The sequence below is a fragment of the Saccharopolyspora sp. NPDC000359 genome (assembly GCF_040300525.1).
Taxonomy (GTDB): Bacteria; Actinomycetota; Actinomycetes; order Mycobacteriales; family Pseudonocardiaceae; genus Saccharopolyspora.
Genome location: NZ_JBEPDU010000051.1, coordinates 23,525 through 41,934, shown reverse-complemented (window position 1 = coordinate 41,934; position 18,410 = coordinate 23,525). Strand labels below are relative to the sequence as shown.

17 protein-coding genes are annotated in these 18,410 nt (G+C 72.6%); 8 read left to right on the top strand and 9 right to left on the bottom strand.

Going from position 1 to position 18,410, the window contains the following annotated elements; translation table 11 throughout:
* Nucleotides 1-10: 10 nt before the first annotated feature.
* The 5 genes from ABT324_RS27060 to ABT324_RS27040 all read right to left on the bottom strand — a co-directional run bounded on the left by ABT324_RS27060 (nucleotide 11) and on the right by ABT324_RS27040 (nucleotide 4,514).
* Nucleotides 11-430 carry a CBS domain-containing protein gene (locus ABT324_RS27060; RefSeq protein ID WP_351183145.1) on the bottom strand — a complete coding sequence of 140 codons (420 nt, stop codon included), beginning with the start codon at nucleotides 428-430 and terminating at the stop codon, nucleotides 11-13.
* Nucleotides 431-498: 68 nt separating this feature from the next.
* A complete protein-coding gene (gene solA, locus ABT324_RS27055) occupies nucleotides 499-1,632 on the bottom strand; it encodes an N-methyl-L-tryptophan oxidase (protein ID WP_351183143.1) in 1,134 nt (377 codons plus the stop codon).
* 101 nt (nucleotides 1,633-1,733) lie between these two features.
* Complete coding sequence (locus ABT324_RS27050; protein ID WP_351183141.1) at nucleotides 1,734-1,970, bottom strand: hypothetical protein; 237 nt, start codon at nucleotides 1,968-1,970, stop codon at nucleotides 1,734-1,736.
* 41 nt (nucleotides 1,971-2,011) lie between these two features.
* A complete protein-coding gene (locus ABT324_RS27045; protein ID WP_351183139.1) occupies nucleotides 2,012-4,270 on the bottom strand; it encodes a heavy metal translocating P-type ATPase in 2,259 nt (752 codons plus the stop codon).
* Between the two features lie 37 nt (nucleotides 4,271-4,307).
* On the bottom strand, nucleotides 4,308-4,514 hold the full coding sequence (locus ABT324_RS27040) for a heavy-metal-associated domain-containing protein (RefSeq protein ID WP_351183137.1): 207 nt from the start codon (nucleotides 4,512-4,514) through the stop codon (nucleotides 4,308-4,310).
* Between the two features lie 203 nt (nucleotides 4,515-4,717).
* Between ABT324_RS27040 and ABT324_RS27035 the strand changes: the two genes are divergently transcribed.
* Nucleotides 4,718-4,873, top strand: a complete 156-nt coding sequence (locus tag ABT324_RS27035; RefSeq protein ID WP_351183135.1) for a hypothetical protein — start codon at nucleotides 4,718-4,720, stop codon at nucleotides 4,871-4,873.
* A 49-nt stretch (nucleotides 4,874-4,922) separates the two neighbouring features.
* Here the strand turns inward: ABT324_RS27035 and ABT324_RS27030 are convergent, their stop codons facing one another.
* Nucleotides 4,923-5,321, bottom strand: coding sequence for a cold-shock protein (locus tag ABT324_RS27030; protein WP_351183133.1), 399 nt, complete (start codon nucleotides 5,319-5,321; stop codon nucleotides 4,923-4,925).
* A gap of 191 nt (nucleotides 5,322-5,512) precedes the next feature.
* Between ABT324_RS27030 and ABT324_RS27025 the strand changes: the two genes are divergently transcribed.
* Entirely contained in the window at nucleotides 5,513-6,814 is a 1,302-nt protein-coding gene (locus ABT324_RS27025) for a flavin monoamine oxidase family protein (RefSeq protein ID WP_351183131.1), read from the top strand.
* 5 nt (nucleotides 6,815-6,819) lie between these two features.
* Here ABT324_RS27025 and ABT324_RS27020 read toward each other — a convergent pair whose 3' ends face one another.
* Entirely contained in the window at nucleotides 6,820-7,014 is a 195-nt protein-coding gene (locus ABT324_RS27020) for a hypothetical protein (RefSeq protein WP_351183129.1), read from the bottom strand.
* 280 nt (nucleotides 7,015-7,294) lie between these two features.
* On the opposite strand from ABT324_RS27020, the gene ABT324_RS27015 reads away from it, so the two are divergent.
* The 5 genes from ABT324_RS27015 (at nucleotide 7,295) to ABT324_RS26995 (ending at nucleotide 13,962) form a co-directional block, all read left to right on the top strand.
* Entirely contained in the window at nucleotides 7,295-8,062 is a 768-nt protein-coding gene (locus tag ABT324_RS27015; protein ID WP_351183127.1) for an enoyl-CoA hydratase/isomerase family protein, read from the top strand.
* 125 nt (nucleotides 8,063-8,187) lie between these two features.
* Nucleotides 8,188-9,291, top strand: coding sequence for a histidine kinase (locus ABT324_RS27010; protein ID WP_351183125.1), 1,104 nt, complete (start codon nucleotides 8,188-8,190; stop codon nucleotides 9,289-9,291).
* On the top strand, nucleotides 9,288-9,941 hold the full coding sequence (locus tag ABT324_RS27005) for a response regulator (protein ID WP_351183123.1): 654 nt from the start codon (nucleotides 9,288-9,290) through the stop codon (nucleotides 9,939-9,941). Before ABT324_RS27010 ends, ABT324_RS27005 begins: the two co-directional genes overlap by 4 nt.
* 77 nt (nucleotides 9,942-10,018) lie before the next feature.
* A complete protein-coding gene (locus ABT324_RS27000; RefSeq protein WP_351183121.1) occupies nucleotides 10,019-11,419 on the top strand; it encodes a 3' terminal RNA ribose 2'-O-methyltransferase Hen1 in 1,401 nt (466 codons plus the stop codon).
* Nucleotides 11,419-13,962 (top strand): polynucleotide kinase-phosphatase, encoded by a 2,544-nt coding sequence (locus ABT324_RS26995; protein ID WP_351183119.1) that lies wholly within the window; start codon nucleotides 11,419-11,421, stop codon nucleotides 13,960-13,962. The genes ABT324_RS27000 and ABT324_RS26995 overlap by 1 nt, the downstream gene beginning before the upstream one ends.
* A 4-nt stretch (nucleotides 13,963-13,966) precedes the next feature.
* Here the strand turns inward: ABT324_RS26995 and ABT324_RS26990 are convergent, their stop codons facing one another.
* Complete coding sequence (locus ABT324_RS26990; protein WP_351183117.1) at nucleotides 13,967-15,544, bottom strand: FadD3 family acyl-CoA ligase; 1,578 nt, start codon at nucleotides 15,542-15,544, stop codon at nucleotides 13,967-13,969.
* 85 nt (nucleotides 15,545-15,629) lie between these two features.
* Nucleotides 15,630-17,027, bottom strand: a complete 1,398-nt coding sequence (locus ABT324_RS26985; RefSeq protein ID WP_351183115.1) for a serine/threonine-protein kinase — start codon at nucleotides 17,025-17,027, stop codon at nucleotides 15,630-15,632.
* 204 nt (nucleotides 17,028-17,231) lie between these two features.
* On the opposite strand from ABT324_RS26985, the gene ABT324_RS26980 reads away from it, so the two are divergent.
* Entirely contained in the window at nucleotides 17,232-18,410 is a 1,179-nt protein-coding gene (locus tag ABT324_RS26980) for a cytochrome P450 (RefSeq protein ID WP_351183113.1), read from the top strand.

The window sequence follows — 18,410 nt, the reverse complement described above, 5'->3', positions numbered from 1 at the left end:
GCGCTGTTGCTCACTTGCTCGCGTAGACGCTCTCCACGAAGTGCGCCAGCTGCTCGTCGGTGAGGTGGCGGGCCAGGTCGGCCTCGCTGATCATGCCGACCAGCTGGTGCTCGGCGATGACCGGGATCCGGCGGATCTGGTGCTCCTCCATCATGGACAGCACCTTGGTCACGTCGGATCCGGCGTCGACCCAGTACGGCTTGCCCTGGGCGAGTTCACCGGCCTTCATCTCGGACGGGTCGCGGCCCTCCGCGCAGCAGCGCACGACGATGTCGCGGTCGGTGATGATGCCGTGCAGCCGGTTGTCACGCCCGCAGATCGGTAGCGACCCGACCTTGAGGTCGCGCATCATCTGCGCGGCCGTGTACAAGCTGTCGTCCTCGTTGATGCACTTGGCCCCTGAATGCATGATGTCGCGCGCCGTGGTCATGGTTGATCCTCTCGACAGCGGTGCCGGTCGCCCTCGCAGTACCCCGCACCGCCCGGGGCCGAAACAGCTCAGAACCGGCTCGGCGACAGGAACTCGTAGCGCGGGTCGGCGGTTCCGGCCAGCACGTCCGCCACTGCCGCGGCGATGCCCGGGGCGTACTTGAAGCCGCGCCCGGAGTGCCCGGTGGTGACCGCGATGCGGTTCCCGACGCGCCCGACGAGGGGGCGGTCGTCGCGGGTGTAGAGGTCGGTGAAGGCGTCGGTGCGGAGTGGCTCCGGGTGCAGGCCGGGCAGGAACTTGCCCACGACGTCGGAGACCTGGTGGACTTCGGCCGCGCTGTGCCGTCGTTCGACGGCTTCCGGGTTGGGCACGGGGTGCGCCGTGATGACACCGGCGACTTTGACCATCACGTCGTCCACCGTGGGCATGCCGTAGACGTGCTGGCCGTCGCGGTGGTGGATGAAGATCGGGAACCGGTCGGGCCGGTAGGCGTCGATGTCCTCGGTGCCGAACCAGCTGAGCAGCACCCGGCGTGATTCGACCGCGCTGGCCAGGCGCGGCGGGAGGAAGCGGGTGGCCCACGAACCGGCGGCCACCACCGCCTGCCCGACCCGGTGCGACGATCCGCCGGCGGTGCGCACCAGCACGCTGTCGCCGTCTTCGACGAGTTCGGTGACCTCGGTGTAGCGCAGCACCTCGGCCCCGGCGCGTTCGGCGACGCGCGCGGCGCTGAGCACTGCCTGCTCGCAGCGCAGGTAACCGGCCTGGTGGTCGAGCACGGCGACCTCGCCGTCGCGGAGGTCGTGCTGCGGGTAGCGCTCGGCCACTTCAGCCGTGGGCAGGACGTCGACCGGGACCGCGGTGTCGCGCGCGCTGGCGAGCAGCCCAGCGATGTAGTCGCCTTCGGGATCGCCGATGGACAGTCCCCCGCACTGCGTCAGGATGTTCGTGCCAGCCTCGTCCTCGAGCTCGCGCCACAGCCGCAGGGAGTCCCGCAGCAGCGGCACGTACTGGTGGCCTTCGGCGTAGGCCAGCCGGAACAGCCGGGTTTCGCCGCCGACGGCTCCCCGGTCGTGTCCCGGTGCGAACTGCTCGAACGCGAGGACCTGCACGCCGCGCCGGGCGAGCTGCCAGGCGAGCGTGCTGCCCATGGTGCCGGTTCCGATGATGCCGACCTGGGCGTCCAGTTCCGCTGCTGCCACGTCCCGCCCCCATCCTGATCGCAGTTGGCGCACCACTGTTACCCGAGGGGCTGGCGGGAGGCAAGGGAGCTGGGCGGTCCTCTGTGGAGTGGACCAGGTGGTCAGTGCTGGCGCATGAACCGGTCGAAGGCGGCGTTGGCCGCGGCCCACTCGTGGGTCAGCAGTTCGGTGGGCGCGCCCTTGCTCGGCTCGGCGTCGACGGTGACCACGAACCCCGGTTCGGACACCCGGCGGCGCAGCTGCACCAGGTGTCCACCGGCGGAGCGGCCGAGCCGCTCGCCGTTGTCCTTGGACTCGACCTGGCCCGGCTCCAGGTCGGACGCGTTGAACCTTGCCATGCCCCTGTTGTAACCCAATCCGCCCGCCGGGGCACCCGCCGCTACTTCAGCGGCGCGCTGGCGACCGCGCTGCGGAAGGTGCGCAGCCGAAGGCTGTTGGTGACGACGAAGACGGAGCTGGCGGCCATCGCCGCACCGGCGATCATGGGGTTGAGCAACCCGGTTGCGGCCAGCGGCAGCGCGGCGACGTTGTAGGCGAAGGCCCAGAACAGGTTGCCCTTGATGGTGCGCAGGGTGCGGCGGGAGAGCCGGATGGCGTCGGCCGCGGCGCGCAGGTCGCCGCGGACCAGCGTGAGGTCGCTGGCTTCGATGGCCACGTCGGTGCCGGTGCCCATCGCCAACCCGAGGTCGGCTTGGGCGAGGGCGGCGGCGTCGTTCACGCCGTCGCCGACCATGGCCACGACCTTGCCCTCGGCTTGGAGCCGTCGCACGACCTGGACCTTGTCCTGGGGCAGGACCTCGGCGATGACCTCGTCGATGCCGACTTCGGCGGCCACCGACCGGGCCACGGCCTGGTTGTCGCCGGTGAGCAGGACCGGCGCGAGGCCCAGCGCGCGCAGCTGGGCGATGGCTTCGGCGGAGGTGGGTTTGATGGTGTCGGCGACGACCAGCACCGCGCGGGCCTGCCCGTCCCAGGCAACGACGACCGCGGTCCGGCCGTGCTCCTCGGCCGCTGCCTTGACCTCGACCAGCTCGCCGGGCATTCGCACGTCCTGCCCGTCCAGCAGCGCCGAGCGCCCGACGAGCACCTCGCGCCCGTCGACGGTGCCCTGCACGCCAAGCCCCTCGACGTTGGTGAAGCCTTCGACGGTGGGAAGTTCACCGACCTGTTCCTGCGCACCGCGGGCGATGGCTCGGGCGATCGGGTGCTCTGAGCCGTGCTCCAGCGCACCGGCCACCCGCAGCACTTCCGCCTTCGCCGCGCCGTCGGCCACGTGCACCTCGACCAGGGCCATCTGCCCGGTCGTGACGGTGCCGGTCTTGTCCAGCACGACGGTGTCGGCTCGGCGGGTGGATTCCAGTACCTCCGGGCCCTTGATCAGGATGCCCAGCTGGGCGCCGCGCCCGGTGCCGACCAGCAGCGCGGTCGGCGTGGCCAGCCCCAGCGCGCACGGGCAGGCGATGATCAGCACCGCCACCGCAGCGGTGAACGCCGCCGCGGCCCCACCGCCCGAGACCAGCCAGGAACCGAGGGTGGCGACCGCGAGCGCGATCACCACCGGAACGAACACCGCCGAGACCCGGTCGGCCAGCCGCTGGACCTCGGCCTTGCCAGTCTGGGCGTCCTCGACCAGTTGGGCCATCTGCGCCAGCTGGGTGTCCGAGCCGACCCGCGTGGCCCGCACCACCAGGCGGCCACCTGCGTTGACCGTCGCCCCGACGACGCGGTCGCCGGGGCCGACCTCCACCGGCACCGACTCGCCGGTCAGCATGCTCGCGTCGACCGCCGAGCTGCCCTCGTCGACCACGCCGTCGGTGGCGATCTTCTCGCCGGGGCGGGCCACGAACCGGTCGCCGACCGCCAGCTGCTCGACCGGGACCCGCACCTCACGACCGCCCCGCAGCACCGCGACGTCCTTGGCGCCCAGTTCCAGCAGCGCCCGCAGCGCCGCCCCGGCACGCCGCTTGGACCGGGCCTCGAAGTAGCGCCCGGCCAGAATGAAGGTCGTCACCCCGGCCGCGACCTCGAAGTAGATCGCCCCAGCGCCGCTCATTCGCTGGATGGTCAGTTCGAAGGGATGCGTCATGCCCGGCGCCCCGGCAGTGCCGAACAGCAGCGCGTTCAGCGACCACAGGAACGCCGCCAGGGTGCCCATCGACACCAGGGTGTCCATGGTCGCCGCGCCGTGCCGCAGATTGGCCCAGGCGGCCCGGTGGAAGGGCAGCGCACCCCACAGCACCACCGGGGTGGCGAGCACCAGCGAGGCCCACTGCCAGTAGGTGAACTGCAGAGCCGGGACCATCGCCACCGCGATCACCGGCACCGACAGCACCGCCGAGGCCACCAGCCGCCGCCCCAGCGAACGGGTCGAGTCCTCGGGCTCGGCCGCCGGTTCGGGCTCGGGCAGGCTGGCGCCGTACCCGGCTGCCTCGACGGTGTCCACCAGCCGCCGCGGGTCGAGCCCGTCCGGGAAGGTGACCTTCGCCCGCTCCGTCGCGTAGTTCACGGCGGCCGTCACGCCGTCGAGCTTGTTCAGCTTCCGCTCGATGCGCGCCGCGCAGGAAGCGCAGGTCATGCCGCTGATCGCGAGTTCGACCTGCGCCTGGGCGCGGGGGCTGGTGTGGTGCACGTCGGTCATCTGGACCAGTCACTCCCTCCCGGGCAGCGGCCGCGGGTCACGAGGCCAGCTGGTACCCGGCCTCTTCCACCGCGGCGCGCACCCGGTCGACGTCGATCTCCTGGTCGCTGGTGACGGTGACCGCACCGCTCGGCAGGTCGACCTGGACACCAGTCACGCCGTCGATCTCGCCGACCTCCTCGGTCACCGACCGCGCGCAGTGCTCGCAGGTCATGCCGGTCACGGTGTAGGTCGCCTCGCTCATCTGCGTCCACCTCTCCACGCTGCTGCGCGCCACCTGGGGCGCCTCACCAACTTTTATACCCTTAGGGGGTATGGGGGTCAAAGGGCGGGGTGTGATGCGGGTCTCGACCGGAGCGCCCAGCGAGCGAGGGCCGCGGTCGGCATGCTGAGCTCGAACCGTGATCGCCGACCGGCGACGCACCACCGCTCCACGGAGGAAGCACCTTGAGCACCGAACCCGAGCGCCCGACGAGCGGCGAGGCCGAGCCGGGCAGGCACCGCCACGCCGCGCCGGAAGGCGCCGCCGTGCACCCGCTGATCGACCTGTCCCGCGACCCGCACCCGGGGGTGCCGGACCACGCCAAGCCGGACGAGGGCTGAAGCAGCCCGCCCACCCGCGCCGAGCGCCGGGCCCGGCGCGGGTGGGCGGCTAGGCCTCCACCCAGCCGTGCCGCACGGCCACCTGGGTGAGCTTCTGCCGCACCTGCAGGATCTGCTCGGCGGTCATCGTCGGCGACGCGCTCAGCAGCGACTCGGTGATCAGCTCGTGGAACTCCTTCGCCGAGAGCACGTCGAAGAGCTCCTCCTCGGGCAGCTGGGCGGCGTCCCCGGCCTGCGCCGCGGCGTGCCGCACGATCCGCACGTTGGACGCCTTCGGACCGCGGTCGCTCTCCTCCAGGTCGAATTCCACCACCACGCCCGGGGCGACCAGCCGCTTGTCGAAGGTCAGGTCGTTGACGTGGATGAACACGTCCTCGCCGCCCACTTCGGGGGCCACGAAACCGTAACCGCGGATCTCGTCGAACCGAACGACCTTGCCCGTAACCATCAACCAGTTCCCAACTTTCACCACGAACCCCGCACCCCATTCGCGGGGGACCGGCATTGTAGCGCTCGACCCGGCGCCGACGCCAATCAGTCCACAGAGGACGAAATTCCGCTCGATCGGCGGATACGGACCCCGGTGACGAGCGAACAGAATGCGCTACCGACCCATCCCGAGCGCGGGGAGGCTGCGCAATGGACTCCTTCGACGTCGTCGTCATCGGTGCCGGGTTCGCCGGGCTCGTGGCGGCCCGCGAGCTGGCCCTGCGCGGGCACGCGGTGGTGGTGCTCGAGGCCCGCGACCGCATCGGCGGGCGGACCTGGACCGACGAGCGCCTGGGTCGGCGGCTGGAGATGGGCGGCACCTGGGTCCACTGGCTGCAGCCGCACGTCTGGAGCGAGATCACCCGCTACGACCAGCGCATCGAGCCGAGTCCGAGCTCGCAGGCGGTCCACTGGGTCGCCGGGGGCAGCGCGCACCGCGGCAGCCCGGAGGAGTTCGACGCCCTGATCTCACCTGGCATGGACCAGTTGGCGCGGGACAGCCGCGCCTGGTTCCCACTCCCCTACGAACCGCTGCACCGGGCCGACCTGGACCAGGTCGACCACCTCTCGGTCGCCGACTACTTCGCGGGGCTCGACCTAAACCCGGTGGAGCGGGAGGTGACCGAGGGCGTGTGGGCGGAGCACTTCAACGGCCCGGCCGCGGTCTCCGGGTACACCCAGGCCATGCGCTGGTGCGCCGCGGCCTCCGGCAACTGGCAGCTGCTGCACCAGGCCACCTCGGGTTACCGGCTGACCGGCGGCACCGCGGCGCTGGCCGGGGCTATCGCCGCCGACGGAGGCGCGGAGCTCCGCCTCGGCTCGGTGGTCGCCAGCGTCTCGCAGGACTCCGGCGGCGCGACGGTCAGCACCACCGACGGCACCAGCGTCCGGGCCCGCCGGGTGATCTGCACGCTGCCGCTCAACGTGCTGGGCACGGTCGACTTCCAGCCCGCGCTCCCCGCGACCAAGCTGGCCGCCAGTGCCGAGCGCACCGCTTCGCAGGGGCTGAAGACCTGGATCCGGGTGCGCGGCGAGGTCGCGCCGTTCACCGCCTACGCGCCCGACAGCCACGATCTGACCTTCGTGCGCCCCGAGTACACAGTGGAGGGCGACACGCTGCTGGTCGCCTTCGGCACCCGCGCTGCCGACCTCGCCCCCGACGACGTCGACGGGGTGGCCCGGGCGCTGCGGGTGTGGCGCGACGACCTGGAGGTGCTCGAGGTCAGCGGCCACGACTGGATGACCGACGACTTCTCCCGCGAGACCTGGCCCATGCAACGGCCGGAGCAGTTGACCCGGTACCTGGCCGCGCTGCAGCAACCGCACGGGGTCGTGCGCTTCGCCGGGTCGGACCTGGCCACCGGCTGGGCGGGCTTCATCGACGGCGCGGTCGAGAGCGGTCTGCGCGCCGCCAGGGCTGCGCGGGAGGAGCTGCGCAGCCCTGGCGGCTGAGCCGCTCACAGCCGCGGGAGCGGGATGCTGGGCCGTTCCGAACGCGTGGGCCCGTGCTCGACGTAGTCGGCGGCGAACCGCATGCCCGCTTGGTACGCCTCGATCCGCGCGCGGCCGATCTCGGCTTCGATGTCCTCGGGGTTGAGTTCCTCGGCCAACGAACGCACCTCCGTCAGGCGACGGTTGGTCACCTCATCCATGTCCGCTCCTGTCCTTCCGCATCGGCTCATCCCTGATCCTCGCCACTCCGCGCCAGGTTTGCACGATCGGGTGGGTGAAATGCCCGAGCTCGGCCCGGGTCCGCACCGAGCGCTACGGAGTGACTGCACTGCGTCACCGCTCGGCGGTAGCCCGCTCGCGTGGACGCCCGGGGTTGGGTGGAGCACAACGCCTCGTTCCCGGCGGGGTGATCGGCCAGGATGAGATCGGATCGGACCGGGCGGCACCGCGCGTGCCCACGAGCAACGGAGCGACTAGTCGATGAGCAGCGCCAAGGGCAGGTTGGACCTGGACGTCGTCGGGCACACCGCATGGATCACGATCGACCACCCGCAGCGGCGCAACGCGATGACCGCGAGCATGTGGCGGCAGGTCCCGGAGCTGCTCGCCGAGGTCGTCGAGGACGCCGCGGCGCGCGTCGTGGTGCTGACCGGGGCCGGTGGCGCGTTCTGCGCCGGGGCCGACATCTCGGAGCTGCCCGCGATCGAGGGGGCGGCGCAGAACCCGACCGTGGCCGCCGAGCGCGCCCTGGTCGACTGCCCGCTGCCCACCATCGCGATGATCAACGGGCTGTGCGTCGGCGGCGGCTGCCAGCTGGCCGCGGCCTGCGACATCCGGGTGTCGGCGGCTTCGGCGACCTTCGGCATCACCCCGGCCAAGCTCGGCATCGTCTACCCGCCGTCCAGCGTCGCCCGCCTGACCGAGCTGGTCGGGCCGTCGGCGGCGAAGCTGCTGCTGTTCTCGGCGGACTTCTTCGACGCCGCGCACGCGCTGCGGATGCGACTGGTGGACGAGGTCGTCGACGACCCGCGGGCGCGGGTGAGCGAGCTGGCGGCCACCATCGCCTCGCGATCGCAGCTCACGGTCCGCGCTTCCAAGGAACTGGTCGACCTGGCGCACCGCGGGCTGCCCCTCGACGAGCGGGCCGGGCAGTGGCAGCGGGCGTCGGCCGAGACCGGCGAGAGCGCCGAGGGCGTTGCTGCCTTCCTCGAACGCCGCCCGCCGCAGTTCCCCTACGGCAACCGATGACGTCCACATCGGACCGGTCACCAGAGGTACATTGATCCCGGACCGGCGGCTACGTCGAGGGGAGTAGGCCGATGTCCGCTTCCGAGCCGACTCCCCCGGAGCTCGGGTCGGCCAGAATCCACCGCATGCCGACGATGCGATCGTGGACCTCGGACGCGGCCCTCGCCGTCGCGGTCACCGCCATCGGGCTGGTGGGCACCACCATGGCGAACCGGTGGTCGGAGCTGGCATCACGGCCGTTGGACGTCCTCGGACTCGCCCTGGTGGCCGCCGCGGGCCTGGGCCTGGTGCTGCGGCGCTGGCAGCCCGTGATCACCGCCGGGGTGGTCGCCGTGCTGACCTCCGCCTACCTGGTGCTGGGCTACGCCTACGGCCCGATCCTGCTGTCGCTGCTGGTGGCGGTCTACTCGCTGGCCCGGCACCGGCCGCTGGCCACCTCGGCGCCGGTCGCGCTGGGCGTGCTCGCGGTGCTGCTGGTGCACGTGTTCACCAGCAGCTCCGGGTTGCCGGGGCTGCTCGGGGTGGTCCCGGGTTCGGCGTGGGTCGCGGTGCCGTTCGCGGTGGGCAGCGTGGTGCGGGTGCAGCGCGAGGCGGTGGCGCGGGACCGGGCCGAGCAGTTGCGGCAGCGGTTGGACGACGAGCGGTTGCACATCGCGCAGGAGGTGCACGACGTCGTCGGGCACGGGCTGGCCGCCATCAAGATGCAGGCCGACGTGGCGCTGCACGTGCTGGCGAAGAAGCCCGAGCAGGCGGCGGTGGCGCTGGAGGCGATCAGCCGGACCAGCAGCGACGCGCTCGACGAGCTGCGCGCGACGCTGGCGGTGGTGCGCCGGTCCGGCTCACCGGCACCGGGCCTGGCTCGGCTGGACGACCTGCTGCAGCGCATGCGCGAGGCCGGTGTGTCGGTGCAGCTGCGCACCGTCGGCGAGGCGCGGCAGCTGCCACCGGTGGTCGACCTGACCAGCTACCGGGTCCTGCAGGAGTCGCTGACCAACGTGCTGCGGCACAGCGACGACAAGCACGCCGAGGTGACCGTCGAGTACGCCGCGGAGGCGGTGGAGCTGACCGTGGTCAACCCGCTGCCCGGCTCGACCGGCGGTGGCGGCGGGCTCGGCCTGCCCGGCATGCGACAGCGGGTGGCCTCGCTGGGCGGCGAGTTCGAGGCCGGGCCCACCACGGACCGCCGGTTCACCGTCCACGCCCGCCTGCCCACCGGGGGAACCCCATGATCTCCGTGCTGATCGTCGACGACCAGGACCTGGTGCGCATCGGGCTGCGCACCCTCATCGACAGCGAGGACGACCTGACCTGCGCCGGCGAGGCGGCCGACGGGCTGGCCGCGGTGGCCGCGGTGCGCGAGCACCGGCCGGACGTGGTGCTGATGGACGTGCGGATGCCCGGGGTCGACGGGCTGGAGGCCACCCGGCGCATCTCCGCCGATCCCGAGCTGGCCGCGACCCGGGTGATCGTGCTGACCACCTTCGAGGTGGACGAGTACGTGTTCAGCGCGCTGCGCGCCGGGGCCAGCGGCTTCCTGCTCAAGGACACCAAACCGGTCGACCTGCTGCGCGCGATCCGCTTGGTCGCCGACGGCGACGCGCTGCTCGCACCGTCGGCCACGCGCCAGCTGGTCCGCGAGTTCGTCTCGATGCAGCCGCGGGCGCGCCGCCCGCACCCGCAGCTGCACACGCTGACCGAACGCGAGCGGGAGGTGCTCGGCCTGGTCGCCGAAGGCCTCAACAACGAGGAGATCGCCGAGCGGCTGGTGGTCAGCCCGGCCACCGCGCGCACCCACGTGAGCCGCGCGATGGTCAAGCTCGGCGCGCGCGACCGGGCCCAGCTCGTGGTGTTCGCCTACCAGTCCGGGCTGGCCGACTGAGCCGTCCACACTGGACTGAACGGGAGAAATCGCGAAAACCAGTTCACCGAGGCAGGCGGTTGGGCCAGAATCGTCCCGTGCTCGTCACCGTCACCACCACGCACCGACCCGCGACCGACCTGGGCTTCCTGCTGCACAAGCATCCGGACAAGGCGCAGGCGTTCCCGGTGGCCGGCGGCACCGCGCACGTCTTCTACCCGACCGCCGGGCCGGACGAGTGCACCGCCGCGCTGCTGCTGGACGTCGACCCAGTCGGCCTGGTGCGCGGCAAGCACAACGACTCGTTCGCCCTCGGGCAGTACGTCAACGACCGGCCCTACGCGGCCGGGTCGTTGCTCGCGGTGGCGTTGGGGTCGGTGTTCCGCACGGCGTTGAACGGGCGCTGCGACGCCCGGCCGGAGCTGGCCGCGACCCCGATCCCGCTGCGGGTCCGGATCCCGGCCCTGTCCTGCCGCGGCGGGAGCGACCTGGCGGCACGGCTGTTCGCCCCGCTGGGCTGGCAGGTCGAGGCGGAGCCGGTCCCGCTGGACCCGCAGCTGGCGGGCGCGGGTGACTCGCGGTACGTGGACCTGCGGCTGTCCGGGGACCTCCGGGTCTCCGACGCGCTCAAGCACCTGTACGTGCTGATTCCGGTGCTGGACAACGCCAAGCACTACTGGGTCGGCGACGACGAGGTGGACAAGCTGCTGCGCGCCGGGGACGGCTGGCTGGCCGAGCACCCGGAGCGGGAGCTGATCAGCAACCGCTACCTCGCGCACCGCAAGTCCTACGTGCGTTCCGCGCTGGCGCAGCTGGCCGAGTCCGGCGATCCCGAGGCCGAACTGGACAACGCGCTGGCCGAACCGGTGGTCGCGGGAGTTCCCGAAGCCGAGGTGCCGCTGGCGGTGCAGCGGCGCGGGAGCGTGGTCGCGGTGCTCAGGTCCAGCGGCGCCAGGCGCGTGCTGGACCTGGGTTGTGGTGGCGGGGCGCTGCTGGCGGATCTGGTGCAGGAGCCCGCGTTCACCGAGATCGTCGGCGTGGACGTCTCGGCGCGGGCCCTGGAGCGGGCCGAACGCCGGTTCCAGCGGTTGCCGGAGCGCCAACGCGAACGGCTGGTGCTGCGCCAGTCCGCGCTGACCTACGTCGACGCCGAGCTCGCCGGTTACGACGCCGCGGTGCTGATGGAGGTCGTCGAACACGTCGACCCGACCCGACTGCCCGCGCTGGAGCACGCGGTATTCGCCGCCGCCCGGCCGGGCACCGTCGTGGTGACCACCCCGAACGTGGAGTACAACGTGCGATTCGACACCCTGCCCGCCGGGCGCCTCCGGCACCCCGACCACCGGTTCGAGTGGACCCGGGCGCAGTTCCAGGAGTGGGCCGCCGGGGTCGCCGAGCGGCACGGGTACACCGTGCAGCACCTGCCGGTCGGGCCGGTGGACCCGCAGGTGGGCCCGCCGACCCAGCTTGCCGTGCTCACCAGGGCGGAGGTGTCCTGATGCGACTGTCCATCCCGGACATGTCCCTGGTGGTGCTGATCGGCGCGTCCGGTTCGGGCAAGTCGACGTTCGCCCGCACCCACTTCGCGCCGACCCAGGTGCTCTCCAGCGACTACTTCCGCGGCCTGGTCGCCGACGACGAGAACGACCAGTCGGCCAGCGCCGCCGCCTTCGACTCGTTGCACTACGTCGCGGGCAAGCGGTTGGAGGCTGGCCGGATCACCGTGGTCGACGCGACGAACGTACAGCGCAGCGCGCGGTCCAGCCTGGTCGCGCTGGCCCGCGAGCACCACGTGCTGCCGGTGGCGATCGTGCTCGACCTGCCCGAGTCGGTGTGCCAGGCGCGCAACGCCGAACGCCCGGACCGCGACTTCGGTCCGGGCGTCGTGCGCAGGCACCGGGCCGAGCTGCGCAAGTCGCTGAAGTCCCTGCAGCGCGAGGGGTTCCGACGGGTGCACGTGCTGCGCAGCGTCGAGGACGTGGCGGCGGCCAGCATCGAGGTGGAGCCGCTGCTCAACGACAAGCGCGCCGAGACCGGACCGTTCGACGTGATCGGCGACGTGCACGGCTGCCGGGCCGAGCTGGAGGAGTTGCTCGGCGAGCTCGGGTACGTCATCGAGCGCGACGCCGAGCAGCGGGCGGTCGGCGCGCATCACCCGGCGGGTCGGCGCGCGGTGCTCGTCGGCGACCTGGTGGACCGCGGGCCGGACACCCCCGGGGTGCTGCGCCTGGTCATGGGCATGGTCGCGGCTGGTGACGCGCTGGTGGTGTGCGGCAACCACGACGACAAGCTGGCCCGCGCGCTGCGCGGGCGCAACGTTTCGGTCGCGCACGGGCTCGCCGAGTCCCTGGCCCAGCTGTCGGCCGAACCGGCGGACTTCCGCGAGCAGGTGGCGGAGTTCTGCGGCGGGCTGGTCGCGCACTACGTGCTCGACGGAGGCAAGCTCGTGGTCGCGCACGCTGGGCTGCCCGAGCGCTACCAGGGCCGGGCCTCGGGCACCGTACGTGGTTTCGCGCTGTACGGCGACACCACCGGGGAGACCGACGAGTTCGGGCTGCCGGTGCGCTACCCGTGGGCCGAGGAGTACCGGGGCGAGGCGGTGGTGCTCTACGGCCACACGCCGACCCCCGAGGTCGAGTGGATCAACCGCACGATGTGCCTGGACACCGGCTGCGTGTTCGGCGGCAGGCTGACCGCGCTGCGCTACCCGGAGCGGGAAGTCGTGTCGGTGCCCGCGCAGCGCGTCTGGTACGAGCCGGCGCGGCCGTTCCTGCCGCCCGGCGAGCTGCCGGAGCCCGCCGCGCGCCGCGAGCCGCACGTGCTCAACCTCGACGACGTCGCCGGGCGGCGGAGCGTGGAGACCCGGCACCACGGGCGGATCTCGGTCCAGCCGGAGCGCGCGGCTGCGGCGCTGGAGGTGATGAGCCGCTTCGCGACCGACCCGAGGTGGCTGGTCTACCTGCCGCCGACCATGGCCCCGGTCGCCACCTCGAAGCGGCCGGACGTGCTGGAGCACCCGGAGGAGGCGTTCGCCGGGTACCGCGCGGCCGGGGTGCAGGACGTGCTGTGCGAGGAGAAGCACATGGGCTCCCGCGCGGTCGTCCTCGTCCGCCGCGACGACTCGGCGGGCCGGTTCGGCATCGAGGGCCCCGGGGTGGTGCACACCCGGACCGGCCGGCCGTTCTTCGGTCCCGAGCAGGAGGCGGAACTGCTCGCCGGGGTGCGCGCGGCGGTGACCTCGGCCGGGTTGTGGGACGAGCTGGACAGCGACTGGCTGCTGCTGGACGCCGAGCTGATGCCGTGGAGCGCGAAGGCGGGCGCGTTGATCACCGAGCAGTACGCCTCGGTCGGCGCGGCCGCGGAAGCGGTGCTGCCGCCAGCGCTGGAGGCGCTGACCGCGGCGGCCGAACGCGGCGTCGAGATCTCCGACCTGCTGGCGAAGACCGGCGCGCGAGCGGGCAATGCCGGTGCCTACCGGGACGCCTACCGCCGGTACTGCTGGCCCACCGAGGGTCTGCGCGGTGTCCGGCTGGCGCCGTTCCAGCTGCTGGCGACCGAGGGCCGGACCTACCACCGCCGCGAGCACAGCTGGCACCTCGCGCTCGCGGACCGGCTCGTGCGGGCCGACCCGGAGGTGTTCGCCGCCACCCGCCGATTCGCGGTGGACACCACCGACCCGGCCTCGACGGCCGCTGGCACCGCCTGGTGGGAGGAGCTGACCGGGGCCGGTGGCGAGGGCATGGTCGTCAAGCCCGCGGCCAACCTCACCCGGGGCCACCGCGGTCTCGCGCAGCCGGGGGTGAAGGTGCGCGGGCGCGAGTACCTGCGGATCATCTACGGCCCCGACTACACCGAGCCGGACAACCTCGACCGGCTCCGCCAGCGGGCCCTGGGCCGCAAGCGCGGCTTGGCCACCCGCGAGTACGCCCTCGGCTTGGAGGCGTTGGAGCGGCTGGCGCGCGGTGAACCGCTCTGGCGGGTGCACGAGTGCGTCTTCGCCGTGCTGGCCCTGGAATCCGAGCCGGTGGACCCGCGGCTGTAGCGGTTCACCGCAGGTCGCGCAGCAGGCGCTTGAGGATCTTGCCCGAGGGGTTGCGGGGCAGGTCGGTGCGGAACTCGACCTGCCGGGGCCGCTTGTAGTTGGCCAGGTGGTCCCGGCAGTGCGCCAGGACGTCCTCGGTCGACAGCTTCGAGCTGCCGACCACGAACGCCTTGCCGACCTCGCCGAGCCGCTCGTCGGGCACCCCCACCACGGCCACCTCCGCGACGCCGTCCAGCCGGGCCAGCACCTGCTCGACCTCGGCCGGGTAGACGTTGAAACCGCCGCAGATGTACATGTCCTTGAGCCGGTCGGTGATGCACAGGTAGCCGCGCTCGTCCAGGACCCCGACGTCGCCGGTGTGCAACCAGCCGTCGGCGCCGAAGGCCTGCTGCGTGGCGGCTTCGTCGTCGAGGTAGCCCAGCATGACGTTGGGCCCGCGCACCTGAACCTCCCCCGCCTCTCCCGGTGGTCTGGGGGTGCCGTCCGGCCCGGCGGTGCGGACCTCGAGCCCGGCCGCGGCGCGCCCGCAGGTGCGCGCCACCGTCTCGTCGTCGTCCTCCGGTCGGCACATCGTCGCCACCACCGCTTCGGTGAGCCCGTAGGCGGTGAGCACGGTGTCGAAGCTCAGCTCCCGCTGCATCCGCTCGACCAGGACGACCGGGACGGTGGCCGCGCCGGTCACGGCCAGCCGCAGGCCGGACAGGTCGCGGTGCGCGCGGTCGGGGTGGTCGAGCATCGACTGGTAGATGGTGGGCGGTCCGGGCAGCACCGTGACCCGGTCGGCTTCGACGCGCCGGAGCACCTCGGCGACGTCGAAGGTCGGTTGCGGCAGCAGGGCGGCGCCGCGCAGCAGGCAGGCCAGGACACCGGCCTTGTAGCCGAAGCTGTGGAAGAACGGGTTGATCACCAGGTAGCGGTCGGTGCTGGTCAGCTCGCCGTGCTCGGCCCAGGCCCCGGCGACCCCGAGCGCTTGGCGGTGCGCGCTCATCGCACCCTTGCTCCGCCCGGTCGTGCCGGAGGTGAACAGGATGTCGCTGACGTCGTCGGGCGCCACCGCGGCCGCCACCGCGTCGGCCTTCGATGCGGGGACCGCGGCCGCCAGCTCGTCCAGGTCGCTCCAGCGGCGGGTTCCGGGCACCGGTGGCAGCTCCCCTTCGACGGGGATGCGGATGGTGGTGCGCAGCTGGTCCAGCGGCCCGCCGTTGGCGGCGTGCAGTTGCGCCAGCCGGTCGGCGCCCAGGAACTCCCCGGCGATGAACAGCGCGCGGGCCTGCGAGCGCCGGACCACGTCGAGGGTTTCGGCCCCGGTGAAGCGCGTGTTGACCGGCACCAGGGTCGCGCCCGCGTGCAGCGCGCCGAGCGCGGCCAGCACCCAGTGGTGGGTGTTCGGCGAGCACAGCGCGACCCGGTCGCCGGGCCGGACGCCCTCGGCGATGAGGGCCCGCGCCACGGTCCGCACTCGCTCCAGCAGCTGGGCGAAGCTGATCCGGACCGGGCCGTCCAACAGCGCGTCGGAGTCCGGGAAGCGCTGCGCGGCGGCGCCGACCGCAGCGGGGATGGTGAGCGGTTGGCTCCCTGGCACACGACCACCTCCAAGCAAGTGCTTGGTAAGTTAACCTCCCGAGCGCTTGCTTGGCCAGTGGTGCGCCGACGACTGCCCCAACGGCCTACTGGCCGATCGGCACGAAGTCCGACCAGGGGGTGTCGTCGATCTTGACCTGGGCGTCCCAGAGCTCGACCCGGAAGTGCACCCGGCTGTCCTCCCGCAGGTCGAAGTTGCAGTCCACCGGATCGCCCTGGGAGTTGTGGTCGGCGCACTCCACCACCCGGCCGTAGTCGGTCTCGGCGACCGCCTTGATCCACATGCCGTCCTTGTCGGTGTCGTGCGCGAACAGGTGGTCGCCGATCGCCTCGAAGCACCCGGTGCCGCGCTCCCGCCCCTCGTAGCGGATCCCCTGGCACCACTTGGTCTGCGCCGGTTCCGCTGGCGCCGTCTCCGGGTCCCCGCCCGGCTCGACCTCCTCGGACACCGGCTGCTCCAGCGAGGACGCATCGGACGTCGGGACGGTGGGTTTAGCCAGCGAGGTCGGCGCGTCGACCGGGACGGCCTGCCCCGGCTCGGTGCGCGTGGCGGTCGCGAAGACCACCGACCCCGCGATGACGGCGAGCACTCCCGCGCCAGCGGCCAGGTGCGGCCAGCGGACCCGGCGCTGCGCGGGGACCGGCGCGAACGCGCCCGGGAGGGCGGTCACGCTGGTCAGCGCCTGGCGGGCGGCCCGCGCCAGCTCACCAGCGCTGCCGTAGCGGTCGGCCGGGTCCTTCGCCATGCCGCGGGCGACGATGTGGTCGAACTCCCGCGGGAGGTCGGCACGGATGGCCGCGGGTTTCGGCGGCTTGTGGTTGAGGTGGGCGTTGACCAGCGAGGCGGCGGTCTCCCCGGCGAAGGGCTTCGCGCCGGTCAGGCACTGGTATAGCACGCAGGCCAGCGAGTACACGTCGGCCCGGTGGTCCACCGGGCCGTCCTCGAAGCGCTCCGGGGCCATGTAGGCCAGGGTGCCCACCGCGTAGCCGGTGGAGGTCAGGTTCCCCGAGGCCCGCAGCGAGGCGGCGATGCCGAAGTCGACGAGGTAGGCGAAGCCGTTGTCGCCGACCAGGATGTTGGACGGCTTGACGTCGCGGTGCACCAGGCCTTCCGCGTGCGCGGCGTCCAGGGCCTGCGCGACCTGCTCCAGGATGACCACCGCGTCGGCGGGGCGCATCGGGCCGCGGGCCGCCAGCAGCGAACCGACGTCGGTGCCCTCGACCAACCGCATGTCCAGGTAGAGCCGCCCGTCGATCTCGCCGTAGGCGTGGATCGGGATGACGTGCGGTTCGCGCAGCCGCCCGGCCGCGTGCGCCTCCCGCTTGAAGCGGTCTCGGAACTCCTCGTCGGCGGCGAGGTTCGCGGCGAGCAGCTTCAGCGCGACGACCCGGTCGTGGCGGGTGTCGTAGGCGCGCAGGATCTCGCCCATGCCGCCGCGGGCGATCAATCCTTCCACGCGGTAGGGGCCGAACTGCCACTTCACGGTGCGCAACTCCTCAAACCGACGTCCCGGCCATCCTATGGGGTGAGCTTGGGCGTCCCGACGAGCGCCGCGACCGGGACGTCGGCACCGCTGGTGAACATTCGACTACGAAACCACCACCCCCGGTTCACCCGCCGCGCCCGGCCTGTTAGAAGAAGTGGATCATGCTTTGGCCTCCCGGATGCGGAAAGGACCGGTCCCCCGATGTCGACCGACGCACGCAAGATCGATCGCGGTGAGCAGCTGGGCGGGTGCCCGGTCAGCCGGGGCGCCGACGGGGTCTGGCTGGTCCGGGGCCACGCCGCCGCGCGCGCCGCGCTGCGCAGCACCGACACCGTCCAGGCCGGGCTCGGGGTGGAGACGGTGGAGAAGATGCCCGGCAAGGTCCGGCGCCCGGTCCTCTACCGGGACGGTCCCGAGCACCGCGAGCACCGGCGGCAGACCGCGAAGTACTTCACGCCGCGCCGGGTGGACGAGGCCTACCGGGGCATCATGGAGCGGGTCTCCGACGAGCAGCTGGCCAAGCTGCGGCACACCGGCCACGCGCAGCTGTCCGAGCTGAGCTTCAACCTCTCCATCGACGTGGCGTGCGCGGTGATCGGGTTGACCGAGAGCCGCCCGGGCCTGGCGCAGCGGCTGGAGCGGTTCTTCCCGGAGGAGTTCGGCGAGCCGGGCTTCACCAGCCTCAACGGCCTGTACTGGGTGTGGCGGCAGGCCCGCAACTGGTCGAGCATCTTCGTCAGCGACGTGCGCCCCGCGGTGCGCGCTCGACGCGCGCGGCGCCGCGACGACCTGATCTCGCACCTGCTCGACGAGGGCTGCACGTCCGCCGAGATCCTCGGCGAGTGCATCACCTTCGCGGCCGCGGGCATGGTCACCACGCGGGAGTTCATCAACCTGTCGGCCTGGCACCTGTTCACCGACGACGCGCTGCGCGAGCGCTACTGCGCCGCGGAAGAGGCCGAGCGGATCGCGATCCTGCACGAACTGCTGCGCCTGGAGCCGGTGGTCGGGCACCTCAGGCGGCGCGCCACCGCGCCCGTGGAGCTGCCCGGCGAGGACGGCGAGACCGTCACGGTCCCGGCCGGTGAGGTGATCGACATCCAGGTCAGCGCGACCAACACCGACGAGCGCGCGGTCGGCGAGGACCCGCTGGCGGTGTGCCCGGCCCGCCCGCTCACCGACGCCACCGCGCCGGGGATGTCCTTCGGCGACGGGGCGCACAAGTGCCCGGGCTCCACCATCGCGGTCCTGGAGACCGACGTCTTCCTCAGCAAGCTGTTCGCCCTGCCCGGCGTCGCGATGCGGACGCCACCGCGAATTTCCATGAACGACGCGATCGGCGGCTACGAGCTCCGCGGCATGGTCGTGGAGCTCCAGTGA

Excerpts from the sequence above, each read along its gene's own strand:
- ABT324_RS27045 (WP_351183139.1), bottom strand. The coding sequence starts at position 4,270 with ATGACCGACGTGCACCACACCAGCCCCCGCGCCCAGGCGCAGGTCGAA.
- ABT324_RS27060 (WP_351183145.1), bottom strand. The coding sequence starts at position 430 with ATGACCACGGCGCGCGACATCATGCATTCAGGGGCCAAGTGCATCAAC.
- ABT324_RS27010 (WP_351183125.1), top strand. The coding sequence starts at position 8,188 with ATGCCGACGATGCGATCGTGGACCTCGGACGCGGCCCTCGCCGTCGCG.
- ABT324_RS27030 (WP_351183133.1), bottom strand. The coding sequence starts at position 5,321 with ATGGTTACGGGCAAGGTCGTTCGGTTCGACGAGATCCGCGGTTACGGT.
- ABT324_RS27025 (WP_351183131.1), top strand. The coding sequence starts at position 5,513 with ATGGACTCCTTCGACGTCGTCGTCATCGGTGCCGGGTTCGCCGGGCTC.
- ABT324_RS27015 (WP_351183127.1), top strand. The coding sequence starts at position 7,295 with ATGAGCAGCGCCAAGGGCAGGTTGGACCTGGACGTCGTCGGGCACACC.
- ABT324_RS26995 (WP_351183119.1), top strand. The coding sequence starts at position 11,419 with ATGCGACTGTCCATCCCGGACATGTCCCTGGTGGTGCTGATCGGCGCG.
- ABT324_RS27040 (WP_351183137.1), bottom strand. The coding sequence starts at position 4,514 with ATGAGCGAGGCGACCTACACCGTGACCGGCATGACCTGCGAGCACTGC.
- ABT324_RS26980 (WP_351183113.1), top strand. The coding sequence starts at position 17,232 with ATGTCGACCGACGCACGCAAGATCGATCGCGGTGAGCAGCTGGGCGGG.
- ABT324_RS27020 (WP_351183129.1), bottom strand. The coding sequence starts at position 7,014 with ATGGATGAGGTGACCAACCGTCGCCTGACGGAGGTGCGTTCGTTGGCC.
- ABT324_RS27005 (WP_351183123.1), top strand. The coding sequence starts at position 9,288 with ATGATCTCCGTGCTGATCGTCGACGACCAGGACCTGGTGCGCATCGGG.
- ABT324_RS27050 (WP_351183141.1), bottom strand. The coding sequence starts at position 1,970 with ATGGCAAGGTTCAACGCGTCCGACCTGGAGCCGGGCCAGGTCGAGTCC.